Origin of the sequence: Nitrosospira sp. Nsp1 (genome assembly GCF_900100985.1) — a bacterium.
Taxonomy (GTDB): domain Bacteria; phylum Pseudomonadota; class Gammaproteobacteria; order Burkholderiales; family Nitrosomonadaceae; genus Nitrosospira.
Window position 1 is genome coordinate 39,675 of record NZ_FMUF01000006.1, and the last position, 12,612, is coordinate 52,286.

Genomic DNA, 12,612 nt, shown 5'->3' on the forward strand with positions numbered 1-12,612 from the left:
ATACGCGTCTTTTCTTGAATAACCGGTTGATGAAAAAACTTCCTGCCATTTCTGTGATCGATGCTGAGCGGCGCCTCGCCAACCTGCCTAAACCGGTCTATCCGGAAGATCTGCCTGTGGTTGCGCGGCGCCACGAGATAGCGCGCGCAATCCAGGAAAACCAGGTGGTAATTGTGTGCGGCGAGACCGGTTCGGGCAAGACTACGCAGTTACCCAAAATTTGCCTTGAACTCGGGCGTGGGGTTGCCGGCATGATCGGTCATACGCAGCCTCGGCGCATCGCGGCACGCACAGTGGCAGCCCGGATCGCTTCGGAACTCAATAGTCCGCTGGGGCACGCGGTAGGCTATAAGGTGCGTTTTTCCGACAAGGTGAGTTCGGAAACTTATATCAAACTCATGACCGACGGAATTCTCCTGGCGGAAACCCAAGGTGACCATTTCCTGCTGGCCTACGACACGATCATCATTGATGAGGCACATGAACGCAGCCTCAATATTGATTTTCTGCTCGGCTATCTCAAGCAGTTGCTACCCGCGCGGCCCGATCTGAAACTGATCGTCACTTCCGCCACCATCAACGCGCAACGCTTTTCAGCCCACTTCGATGATGCGCCGGTGGTTGAAGTATCGGGCAGAGTGTATCCGGTGGAAGTGCGCTACCGGCCCATCCAATCGCGCGATTCCATTGATCCTGAATATCAGGCGAAAAACCGAAGTAAGGATGAAGCCCAGAATGAGGATAAGGAAGAAGACGATATTGAACAATCCATTCTTGATGCAATGGATGAGATCACCGGCTCCGCCGGTTCCAGTACTGGCGACGTGTTGATATTCCTCCCCGGCGAGCGGGAAATCCGCGAGACCGCCGAGGCGCTGCGCAAGCATGGCATGAACAGGTCCGGCCCCCGTGGCGCCGCCATATCCGGTATGGAAATTCTGCCTTTGTTCGCGCGATTATCCTATGCCGAGCAGGAGCGGGTGTTCAAACCCGGTGGCAGCAATTTGAGACGTATCGTACTGGCTACCAACGTAGCGGAAACTTCGCTCACCGTTCCCGGCATTCGCTATGTGATCGATACAGGATTTGCGCGGCTCAATCGCTATAGTTATCGCAACAAGGTGGAGCAATTACAGGTCGAGAAAATTTCGCGCGCTTCCGCCAACCAGCGAGCGGGGCGTTGTGGCCGCGTGATGAGCGGCGTCTGCATCCGTCTTTATTCGGAAGAGGATTACCTTGCACGTCCGGAATTTACCGATCCGGAAATCCTGCGCTCATCGCTGGCGGCCGTGATTTTGCGCATGAAGTCTCTCAAAATTGGAGAAGTGCAGAATTTTCCGTTCCTCGATCCGCCCCTGCCCCGAATGATCGCGGATGGCTACCAATTACTGGCGGAACTCGGCGCTGTAGACGACAGCAATTCGCTGACCAGCATAGGTTGGCGATTGGCCAAGTTTCCTATCGATCCCAAGATTGCACGCATGATCCTGGCTGGCAAGGAAGAGAACTGCTTGAGCGAAGTGCTGATCATCGCGTCCGGCTTGAGCATGCAAGATCCGCGCGACCGGCCGTTCGAGCGGCAAGAGGCCGCCGACAGGGCGCATCAGCGCTTTCAAGATGAGCGGTCCGACTTCATCGGCTACCTGAAGCTGTGGGATTTCTTCGATGAACTGTTGAAACATAAAAAATCCAATCGAAAACTGATGGAGCAGTGCCAGGAAAATTTTATATCCCACCGCAGAATGCGGGAGTGGCGTGAAATCCATGGTCAGCTACATACGCTGGTGGCCGAATTCGGGCTGAGACCAAACGAGATTCCCGCGAATTATGACGAAATCCATCGCGCACTTCTGGCGGGGTTGCTCGGCAATATCGGCTTCAAGGCCGACGAGGATGGCGAGTATCAGGGAGCGCGTGGAATCAAGTTTTCTATTTTTCCGGGTTCGGTACTCAAAAAGGCCAAACCTAAATGGATAATGGCTGCCGAACTGACCGAAACCAAAAAACTCTACGCACGCAGCGTGGCCAGGATCGACCCCCTTTGGGTGGAAAAAATCGCAGGCGGGTTGTGCAAGAAGCACTATTTCGACCCCCACTGGGAGAAGACACCGGCACAGGTGTCGGCATTCGAGCGCATAACGCTGTACGGCCTGACGATTATGCCGAAGCGGCGGATTTATTACGGCGCCATCAATCCGAAGGAAGCCCGCGAAATTTTTATACGCTCGGCACTGGTGGCGGGTGAATACGTGACCCAGGCGCCGTTTTATCAGCATAACCGCAAACTCATCGCCGATGTCGCAGCGCTGGAGCACAAGACACGCCGCCCGGATGTGCTCGTGGATGAAGCGGAAATCGTTGCGTTTTACGACGACCTCATCCCTGACGGGATATGCAACGGCGCAACATTCGAAAAATGGCGCAGGCAGGCCGAGCGGGAAAACCCGCGCCTGCTCTATCTCACCAGGGAATACCTGATGCGTCATGAGGCGGGTAACGTTACGGAAACGCGTTTTCCCGATAGCACGGTCGTGGATGGAGTACGGCTACCGTTTGCTTATCGCTTCGAACCAGGGCATCTATTGGATGGCGTCACCATTACCGTGCCGTTACCGCTGCTCAACAAGCTTCAGGCGGCCCGGTTCGACAGCCTCGTCCCGGGGCTGATCCGCGAAAAAATAACCTGGTATTTGAAAGCCCTTCCCAAACAGATACGCCGCCATCTGGTACCGATACCGGATTTCGTGACGCAGTTTCTGGAACGCCATGAGTCAACGGTTACAGCTTCCGCCCTTGTGCCTTTACCTACGCCTCTGACTGAAGCATTGGCGGATTTTATCTCGCTCAAGACAGGAATCACCGTTTCGCGGGATAGGTGGCACGACGAAAAGCCCCCGCTGCATCTGCTGATGAATTATAACGTTGTGGACGATGCAGGGCGTGAACTGGCGATGAGCCGTGATCTCGCGCAACTCAAGGCGCAACTTGGCCAGGCCGCGCAACTGACATTCGCCCGGCTCGATTCGGGCGAGCGCAGCCCAATCGAGCGTGACGATGTGAAACGCTGGGATTTTGGCGACCTGCCCGAAGAAATCACTTTTATCCGGAATGGGAAGAAACTGACCGGCTACCCGGCGCTGGTCACGCGAGAGGAAAAAGTAGCCATCCATTTGTTCGATACGCGCCATGCGGCACAAACAAATATGCGCGGAGGAATGCGGCAGTTGCTGCGCTTCGAACTCAAGGAGCAAATGAAGCGATTGGAAAAAGATTTGTCAGGACAAAATCGATACCAGAGCCAGGCTGTATTGCAATTGCAAACCCTTATCAGCCCCCAACTACTCAGGGAAGACATGCTGGACGCTATCGCCGATCGCGCTTTCATCGGCGACGATGCGCTGCCGCGCAGCGAAAAAGAGTTTATTGCCCAGCGGCAACGGGCGAGAGCACGGCTACCCGCCGTGACTGAAGCTGTTATCCGGACGGTACAAAGTATCGCGGGTGAATGCCAGGCATTGTCGAGCAGTCTTTCTACAGCGGGATCAGCTACTCCTAAACTTAAGGACAAGCTTTCCATTCAACTGCACAGCCTCGTTTATCCCGGTTTTTTAAATACCACCCCATGGGAGCAGCTGCCACATCTGCCGCGTTATTTGAAAGGCATGATTCTGCGGCTGGATAAATACGCGGCCAACCCGGAGCGTGACGCACGCCACGGCGCCGTTATTGCCGGGTTATGGAACCAGTATGAGCAGCGTATGGAAAAACATCTCAAGGCCGGAATCAGCGATCCGGCCCTGGCCGGATTCCGCTGGCAAATCGAGGAACTGCGCATCTCGCTATTTGCTCAGGAGTTGAAAACGCCCTACCCCGTTTCCGCCAAACGGCTGCAGAAACTGTGGGAAGAAATAAGCGCTTGAATCGGCGCGGTACTTGGCAGTATTCAGCTAAGCGGCAGATGGAAATTCGCTCTCGAACTCCGTCAAATGCTGTTCTATGCGATAGTTTGCCGCCAATCGCACTTCCCTGCCCGGATCGACTTGCAGGATATCCACGCCCGCATTGGCGGTTTCTACGCACACAAAGCGCTCGTAATCGTCATCTTTCAAGTCGCCCATTTCCGCCGAAATTTTTGCCCAAGGGTTCCACACTACCGCGGTTTTGCTCCCTGTGGATGTGATTCGTATCCGGCGGCCGAAGCCTACGTCATCGATCAGCACCTCACCGTGTGTGCCTTGGTAGATACGATCGACTTCCGTATCGATTATTATCGAACCTGCCTGGAACTTTTGGAGGCCATTGTCAACTTTATCGATATACTTGATCCCCTCCAAACCCGATATCGCTACCTGATCGATATGCCCTACTTTGAAATAAGTATGCAACGCCTGAGTTACGTGAAATGTATGGGCTGTCGGGTTGTGCGTAATCAATTCCAGGTTCAGCGATTCCCCAACAGTAATTTCCAGCGAAAGTTTGAATGAATGCGGCCATATCGCCAGTGTTTCGGGTGTATCTGTCAGACCCAGGGTAATCTTGCATTCCCCATTCGCGGTGACTTCGGCTTCCATCACATTCCAGAGCCGGTTTCGCACAAAACCATGGGCTGGGCGCCCCAGTTGCTCGGGGTCCGGCCCAAACCAGGGCCAACAGATCGGCACTCCACCCTTGATGCTCTTACCCGCCTGATAATATGCAGCATTGCTGAGAAACATCAGGTTATACGGCTCATTGGCAGGCTGAAAGGACAAGACCTGGCCGCCATAAATAGAGATCAGAGCGCTTGCCTTGACGTTATCAATCTTGATGAAAGGGAATCCTCCCACACCTTCGATGAATTTAACCTGGTCGGCAATTCCGTATTCGGCATTCAGTTGTTCTATATTCATTGTTTTATTCCATTCGGGTTTTATCTGGATTTGACTAGATAGAAACAACCTGATAATAGCATTCCAACGATTTGTTTGGAAGGCTTTTTCTGGATATCATCACTTATTCTAATATCATTAAAATATATGAGGAGATTATTGGAGCAGGATCAGTCTGGGGACGGCGTCGGCGCCAGCCCATACTATAGCGTTCTGGCCAAACTCTTTCCCAAGCGCACACGATGCCTCAAGATCCAGCCCAAGCGCAAGAAAGCTCTTCTCGGCCGGCCACTTCCCGGAGGGATCGAAGCCTTCACCCTCGATAGTCCGGCCGGGCCCGACCAGGCTGCACAGTTTGCCGAAAAGATGCACACAAGCCTCCCGATTTGTCTCAGGACTCTGAATTTGCCCAAATGGATTGCAAGCAGTGATGAACGCGGCACATCGATGACCCGAAGCGGAAAAAAGCCGCGATAGCGGTTCGGAATACTGATCTACGCGCAAGATAATCGCACCGGGGTCTGTCCGGCAGTCAACCTGCTGGTCAACCCGATAGTGAGCTGAGCGGTAAGCGGCGACGAGGTCGCCGGTAATTTTAGACCGTGGCAAATAAAAATCCCGGTATTATCCTTGCAGCAATTCCCAACCTTGTTCCTAGTTCTCCGGTTTATAAGAAAAAGCGCTTCAGACGTGTTTATCCAGCAGAAATGCCGGTTAACCAAGATGCCGTATTACTCTGCAAGGGTTCCCGGCAGCGAAAACGTTCGGCGGGATATTTCTGGTTACGACGCTGCCCGATCCAATGGTTGTGCCTCGGCCAATCGTCAAACCAGGATTGATAATCGCACCGCCGCCAATCCAGACGCTATCTCCCAGTTCAATGGGCTTAGCCGCTTCCAGCCCGGTATTACGCTCTTCCGCCACCAGCGGATGCGTTGCGGTATAGATCTGAACACCGGGGCCCAGAAACACGTTATCGCCTATGGTGACTTCTGCGCAATCGAGCACCACGCAGTTAAAATTGGCATAAAAGTTATCGCCGATGTGGATGTTATAGCCGTAATCGCAAAAAAAAGGCGGCTCAATCACCGCACGCTGGCCTAACGTACTGAGTAGCTCCCCCAGAATGATCGATCGCTTCTCAAGCTCGTCCGGCAAGGTATCATTGAATGTCTTCAGCAATTTTCTGGCGTGCCTTCTTTCCCTGCACAGCAACTCATCGCTGGACCGGTACAACTGCCCGGTGAGCATTTTGTGCTTTTCCGACTGATGGGCCATAAATACCCCGTGGTACAAGAAATCGGCAAGTAAAACGAATATGATTTTTTACTGAAGTTTTATAACGTGCGCGCTCAAAGACCCTGCCACAGACTGCCCTCTTCCACGCAATCCATAGCGAGCTTGATCTTGCGTCAACTACTAATTGTGAGAGGTCGCATTTGAGTGCTGGCTCAAAAATTCTTGCGCATCACTCGCAGGATCGTGCTTGGAGCCCCAGCGCAACAACTCCAGGATTGCTGGCGACAGATCATGGCCTTTCTCGGTGAGTGTATAAATCACTCTACGCGCATTGTCGGGATCGCGCTGGCGTGAAACGATATTGGACTCTTCCAGTTTTCTTAGCCGGTCGGAAAGTATGTTGGAAGCGATTTTCTCCGGTGATGTCAAAAAATCCCCAAAATACTGCTTGCGCATAAACATGATGTCGCGAATGACAAGCAGGGTCCACTTGTCGCCCAAGATATCGAGTGCACAACTGACCGGACAGGAAGAGCGTTTGATCTGATCTTGTTTAACCATGACAGCCTCAGCGTATTATTTTAGTTGCACTATGCAATTAATCAATTATACTTTCCTTGCGCAACTCATATACAGGATAAAATAAACTTGGCGGCGGGGCGAATTTTTACAGATGTAGGGCGTCTTAAAATTATCCTGCCAAGCCGGCAAGACAGCTAATGCTGCTGTAAAGGACTCAAAGCGTATTTTACTTTATCCGGGCTTTTCCGGAAAAATCATTATGGCTGGTGCGAGTGAGATTTCTTCCACCAGACAATGGCTTGGCCTCTGCTAAATCGTAACTCATAGAAGGGTTCATTGCAGGGGCGAGCGTTATAAACAGAGAGGAGTAATTCAATGATGATCAAGGAAGTGATACGGGTCGGCGTATCGACTCTTGCGCTCGCCGCAGCGCTCTACAGCGGTGTGGTGGCTGCGCATGGAAGAGTCTCCATGGAAGAAGACACCTGCATGCGCCGGCTTGGCGACAACAGCATGGTGCATCTAAGCGCCTACCAGCCTCAGTACGAGCCCAGCGATCAGTACTGCACCGAAATTCCGAAGGGGGGCGACACTTTTCTGGTGGTGGACCTCGTGGATCCCGCGCTCCGTGACATACCGATAGGTGTACGAATCGTCAAAGGGAGCCACGAGACAGAAGATGAAACAGTGACCTATTTGCATCCGACCTACCACCCTGACGGTGTGATCAAGGGAGAGACCAGTCTGGATAAGGGTGAATATACGGTATTCATTACTGGAGAGGCCGTCCCGCCTGTGCGCTATCAATATCCGTTGCGCGTAGAGCTGGTTAATTATGCGAAAACTTTTCGTGCCGCGATAGGGCCGCTGATCGTGGTGCTTCTATTGAGCTTGCTCGGGTATAAAGTCATGCACTCGAAACGGATGAAGCAGTGGCGTGCGTCCCGCCGCCCCTAGGCTATTTCGGCAGCAAAGAGCAATGGAAAAGGAAGCTGTTACATGAAATATGGTTCAGTCAAGGAAATTGACAAACAAGGAAGCTGAAAAACACAAGAGATAAGCTTCCATTATAGATTCTGCGTTATCGTATGGCTTTGCTGGAAAGTGCGCCAGGATACGCTAAGGCGATAAAGCTAAGCTACGATGACACGGGTAAGTGTCGATGTGCTGGCGAAGTCCTTCATGGGGGAGGCATCAAGCTCCGTCGCCAGCTTCGATAGGCTAGCGATGATCTGCTTCGGCGGGCATCGCTAGCCATTCTGTTATGGGGCGTTACTAATCATGAGCCTTGTAACTCACTCCGGCTCGCATCCGCAGCCGTCTGGCTTGCGTCCAATAGCAAAATACCTGTAACAATCCAGCCTGATCCTGCCGGTTTTTATTGAGTTCCCTGCTTGTTATCCGCAGCGGCATGATTGCATCTGGACCGGTGGGCATTTGACAGTCCCAAAAGAACAAAAGACACAGCAATCGCCAGGGATCGGGCGCAGCAGAGACCGGCAGCCGTTGCATTCATAATAGAACTGGCAGGCATCCGTCGGCATTATCTCGCGTTTGACGTACCCGCAGCAGGGGCACGTCAGTATCGACTCCAGAATTGGTATATTATCAGCCGGCATAAACACGGTAACCGCGGGTTGTTTCTGCTTCATTCATAATCATGAGCCAAGCCGATGATAGGCAAGCCTATTGCGGGCATCATTGCGCCTCCTCTGCCATCTCGCGATGAACTTTCGCCATGCTCATGTTGGCCTCCGCGGCTTTTTCATACACGCGCACCAAAGCCTTGGCATGCTCTTCCAGATCTTCAGTTTGCCTTCCATAGTAGTACCCATGCTCCCGGTATTCCGCGAGGCCGTTTTTCTGCTCTTGTGCTCGCGCACGCATGGCTTCCGCTGCAGCTTCGTAGTGTTTGGCCAGCGCGTTATGGTCTGCTCTGGTCTTGGCGTTGCGGACAGCGCTGCTCATATCCATCGGATGAGGATCGATATGCGCGCAGGCCGACAGGGCGAGGGCAACCAGAATGGCGAAAAATACGTGTGATTTCATGATGGTCTCCATACTGGTTATCAAACGCTATTTCTTCATCTGCTCGGCCATCTGGTCGGGCAGCCTCCGACCCTGCCCGGTTCTCGCGATATATAAGCAGCAGCTTGCCAGATTGATCGAGCATACCAATAAATCCGTAAAAAATCGGCGACCGCATCCGTTTTTTCATAATTTGACGCGATCAAGCCGCAAGGCATTGGTTAGCACGGATACCGAACTCATCGCCATGGCCGCACCGGCAAACATCGGTGAAAGCAACAGACCGAAAGCGGGGTAAAACACACCGGCTGCCAGGGGGATGCCAAGGGCGTTATAGCCAAATGCAAAGGTAAGGTTCTGCCTAATGTTTCGCATGGTGGCGCGCGATAGTGCCATGGCACGCTCGATGCCGCGCAGGTCGCCCTTGACAAGCGTGATGCCCGCGCTCTCCATGGCCACATCGGTACCGGTGCCCATTGCGATCCCCACATCTGCTTGCACCAGCGCAGGCGCATCATTGATGCCATCCCCCGCCATCGCCACTTTATGCCCCTCGGCCTGCAGCCGCTTTATGTGATCGGCCTTGTGCTCGGGAAGCACTTCAGCCAGCACCTCATCAATACCGAGTTTCCGGGCAATCGCCTCGGCTGTGCGTTTTGAATCGCCCGTCAGCATTATGATATGCACGCCCATGCTGCGAAGCGTCGCGATGGCTTCGGGCGTGCCATCCTTGATCGGATCGGCAACTGCGGCAATGGCGGCGGCGATGCCATCGACCGCAAGGAACACTACCGTCTTGGCTTCAGTCCGCCAAGCTTCCCCACGCGCTTCCCAGCGCTGCGTATCGATATCATGCTGCGCGAGGAAATTGCGGCTACCGACAAGCACGCGCTTGCCGCCGATATCGGCCTGCACGCCGAGGCCATTGACTGCATCGAAAGCTTCCGCGGCTCCGGCTTTCAAATTGCGGGCCTTGGCGCCCTCGACGATTGCTTGCCCTATTGGATGCTCGGAAAGCTGCTCCACCCCTGCCATGAGCGCAAGCGCCTCGTCATGCGCAATGCCTTCCACATCAAAATCCGTTAGCGTAGGTCGGCCCAAGGTCAGCGTACCGGTCTTGTCCACCACGACGGTATCGATGTCACGCATGCGTTCGATTGCTTCCGCATTGCGGAACAGAATGCCCGCTCGGGCGCCCCGCCCCATCGCCACCGTCATGGAGATGGGCGTAGCGAGACCGACGGCGCACGGACAGGCGATGATAAGGACCGCAATGGCGTTGATAAACGCATAGGTGAATCTTGGCTCCGGGCCGAGAAACCACCAGGCAAGCGCGGTAACGATGGCAATAGCGATAACGGTTTGGACGAAATACGCCGCGATGGTGTCGGCAAGACGTTGTATCGGTGCGCGGGTGCGCTGGGCCTCGCTGACCATGCGAACAATACGCCCAAGCAGCGTGTCTGCGCCTATGCGCTCAGCGCGGATGACCAGCGAGCCGTTGCTGTTCATCGTAGCGGCGGTGACTTTATCGCCCTCAGCCTTGGCCACCGGCACGGGCTCGCCGGTTATCATCGATTCATCCACCCGGCTGGCGCCTTCAAGCACAGTGCCGTCGACCGGAATTTTCTCTCCCGGCTTTACGCGCAACCGGTTTCCCACCGCCACCGCCTCAAGTGGCACCTGTTCTTCCATCCCGTCTTCGCGCAGACGCCAGGCTTGATTGGGCGCAAGCGTCAGCAATTGCTGAATGGCCCGGCTGGTCTGACCCATCGCCCGTGTCTGGAGATATTCGCCGAGTGTCACTAATGTCACAATAACAGCCGCAGCCTCAAAATAGGTACTCACCACGCCGCCGTGCTCGCGGAACTCTGATGGGAACCAGCCAGGCGCAAGCACGGCAGCCAGACTGAAAAGATACGCCAACCCCACTCCCAGACCGATCAGCGTATACATATTGAGCGCGCGTTGGATAAGCGACAACCAGAACTTGTGCAAGATCGGCCATCCAACCCACAACACAACGGGGGTTCCCAGCAAGAATTCGATCCATCCACGTGAATGCGGCTCAAGTCCGAACGGTTCACGAATGCCGATCATCGGCGACATCGCGACCAGCACCAGCGGGAATGACAATGCGACACCGACCCATAATCGCCGTGCGAGATCGTGCAACCCGGAATCATCCGCTTCGCCCACGCCCGCACCTGTACCGGCAATGGGCACCAACGTCATGCCGCAGATGGGGCAATCGCCCGCTGAATCCCGTACGATTTCCGGGTGCATGGGGCATGTCCATTGAGCTCCCGCTGCCGCCGCTTCAACGCCTGGCGGCGCAGAATCCACAGGCTGGTGATCGTGATAATGCTGATCGTCTGCGTGTGGCGGGTGTGAATGTTTCGGATCCATGTTCATCGCTGATTCTTGGAGAGTATCTCCCATAGGTGGAACAGGCTTGCAAGGCAGTGCTCACCAGGACGCACCGAACTGAACTCGTTTTCCTCGGCCCTGATTCATATTAGGCCAACTTTTTGATATTTGAATGGATTTTAGGTGAATTATTGTGTTGCCGGTTACGTGCACCGAGCACCCGAGACCCGAGCTGATCATTGCTGATGAGCTTGCGGCGAGGCAGGAGGAACTTCTCGACGTTTCGCTGGAACACTGCCATGATGAGCATGTCACGCTGATATTTATCAGTTGACGAACGCTTCGCCAGCCATTTCACACGTTTCATCCCTTTACATGAAACTGTAATCCCTTTACATGAAACTGTGTGAACACTGGGCGGAGTAACAAGGGGCCTTAGGCGGTGATGTGTGGCGACTAATCCGAGTTAACCGAAGGGAGAAAAAAAATGTTTATTTCACGTATCGTTAAATTGTTAGGCATGACCGCTGTATCAAGTGCGTTAATCAGCACTGCTGGCTTTGCAGGCGCCGATGCGATTATAAAAATTGACGGTTCGAGCACCATGTATCCCATTACCGAAGCGGTGGCTAAAAATTTCCAGGCAACCCAAAAAAATGCGATCAAAGTAACGGTCGGCGTCTCCGGTACGGGTGGCGGCTTCATGAAATTCTGCCGCGGTCAAATAGACATCGTCAATGCGTCCCGTCCCATTCAGGGAAAGGAAATGAAGGTTTGCAATAAGGCCGACGTGGAATATGTCGAATTGCCGGTGGCATTTGATGCAATAACAGTAGCGGTGAATCCGAAGAATGACTGGGCCAAAACCATGACTGTGGCCGAATTGAAGAAAATATGGAGTCCCGCCGCTCAAGGTAAAATCACCAGATGGAGCCAGGTAAATCCGGCATGGCCAGATGAGGCGTTCAAGCTCTACGGCGCCGGCGCGAATTCCGGCACGTTTGATTATTTTACGCAAGCCATCGTCGGCAAGGCAAGATCCATCCGCGGCGACTTTACGGCATCCGAGGACGACAACGTATTGGTCCAGGGCGTGGCGAGCGACAAGAACGCGTTGGGGTTCTTCGGTTTTGGATACTATATAGAAAATCAGGAGAAAGTCAGGGCTGTCGCCATAGACGATGGTAGAGGCGAAGGAATCGTTCCATCGGTCGAAACGGTGGAAGACGGAACCTATCGACCTTTGTCCCGGCCCATTTTTATCTACGTGAACATGAAGAAAGCCGAGAAACCTGAAGTCAAGGAGTTTGTTACGTTCTACATCAAAAATGCCTCCGCCCTGGTGAGAGGCGCCCAATATTTCCCGCTACCACCCAGAGCTTATAGAGCCGATACGGAATTCTTCAAGACGAAGAGGTTGGGGACGGTATTCGACGGTTTTTTGCCGGTAGGCATCACAATCGACGATTTGCTCCAGCGAGAAGCCCGTTTTTATGAAAACTGATCCTGAATCCAGTAGTTAGTGCCGCTTTCGAAATCTCGGTAGTTCCGGGTTTCGGCCCGAAACTCCGATGGTCCCGATGCC

The 12,612-nt window shown here is 53.7% G+C and carries 11 protein-coding genes; 3 read left to right on the top strand and 8 right to left on the bottom strand.

The genetic code is table 11. From position 1 onward, the window contains the following. Window positions 1-29: 29 nt before the first annotated feature. Window positions 30-3,920, top strand: a complete 3,891-nt coding sequence (gene hrpA / locus BLP78_RS05395; protein WP_090457282.1) for an ATP-dependent RNA helicase HrpA — start codon at window positions 30-32, stop codon at window positions 3,918-3,920. 27 nt (window positions 3,921-3,947) lie between these two features. On the opposite strand, the gene BLP78_RS05400 is transcribed toward hrpA, so the two are convergent. The 4 genes from BLP78_RS05400 to BLP78_RS05415 form a co-directional block, all read right to left on the bottom strand. Next, entirely contained in the window at window positions 3,948-4,889 is a 942-nt protein-coding gene (locus BLP78_RS05400; protein ID WP_090457284.1) for a D-hexose-6-phosphate mutarotase, read from the bottom strand. A gap of 135 nt (window positions 4,890-5,024) precedes the next feature. Beyond that, window positions 5,025-5,477, bottom strand: coding sequence for a DUF3293 domain-containing protein (locus tag BLP78_RS05405; protein WP_090457286.1), 453 nt, complete (start codon window positions 5,475-5,477; stop codon window positions 5,025-5,027). A gap of 105 nt (window positions 5,478-5,582) precedes the next feature. Then, a complete protein-coding gene (locus BLP78_RS05410) occupies window positions 5,583-6,146 on the bottom strand; it encodes a sugar O-acetyltransferase (protein WP_090457288.1) in 564 nt (187 codons plus the stop codon). A 141-nt stretch (window positions 6,147-6,287) separates the two neighbouring features. Then, complete coding sequence (locus BLP78_RS05415) at window positions 6,288-6,668, bottom strand: winged helix-turn-helix transcriptional regulator (protein ID WP_090457290.1); 381 nt, start codon at window positions 6,666-6,668, stop codon at window positions 6,288-6,290. 336 nt (window positions 6,669-7,004) lie between these two features. On the opposite strand from BLP78_RS05415, the gene BLP78_RS05420 reads away from it, so the two are divergent. Next, window positions 7,005-7,586 (top strand): hypothetical protein, encoded by a 582-nt coding sequence (locus tag BLP78_RS05420; protein WP_348529550.1) that lies wholly within the window; start codon window positions 7,005-7,007, stop codon window positions 7,584-7,586. 440 nt (window positions 7,587-8,026) lie between these two features. On the opposite strand, the gene BLP78_RS15930 is transcribed toward BLP78_RS05420, so the two are convergent. From BLP78_RS15930 to BLP78_RS05440, 4 genes are all read right to left on the bottom strand, one after another. Continuing rightward, complete coding sequence (locus tag BLP78_RS15930) at window positions 8,027-8,248, bottom strand: GDCCVxC domain-containing (seleno)protein (RefSeq protein WP_090457508.1); 222 nt, start codon at window positions 8,246-8,248, stop codon at window positions 8,027-8,029. A 79-nt stretch (window positions 8,249-8,327) separates the two neighbouring features. Continuing rightward, the gene (locus BLP78_RS05430; RefSeq protein ID WP_090457510.1) at window positions 8,328-8,678 is read right to left on the bottom strand and encodes a hypothetical protein; all 351 of its coding nucleotides are present in this window, start codon (window positions 8,676-8,678) and stop codon (window positions 8,328-8,330) included. Between the two features lie 165 nt (window positions 8,679-8,843). Beyond that, window positions 8,844-11,066, bottom strand: coding sequence for a copper-transporting P-type ATPase (locus BLP78_RS05435; protein WP_218118916.1), 2,223 nt, complete (start codon window positions 11,064-11,066; stop codon window positions 8,844-8,846). 109 nt (window positions 11,067-11,175) lie between these two features. After that, window positions 11,176-11,394: a hypothetical protein gene (locus BLP78_RS05440; protein ID WP_090457295.1), complete on the bottom strand. Its 219-nt coding sequence runs from the start codon at window positions 11,392-11,394 to the stop codon at window positions 11,176-11,178. 120 nt (window positions 11,395-11,514) lie between these two features. Between BLP78_RS05440 and BLP78_RS05445 the strand changes: the two genes are divergently transcribed. After that, window positions 11,515-12,531, top strand: a complete 1,017-nt coding sequence (locus BLP78_RS05445) for a PstS family phosphate ABC transporter substrate-binding protein (RefSeq protein ID WP_090457297.1) — start codon at window positions 11,515-11,517, stop codon at window positions 12,529-12,531. The last annotated feature ends 81 nt before the right edge of the window (window positions 12,532-12,612 follow it).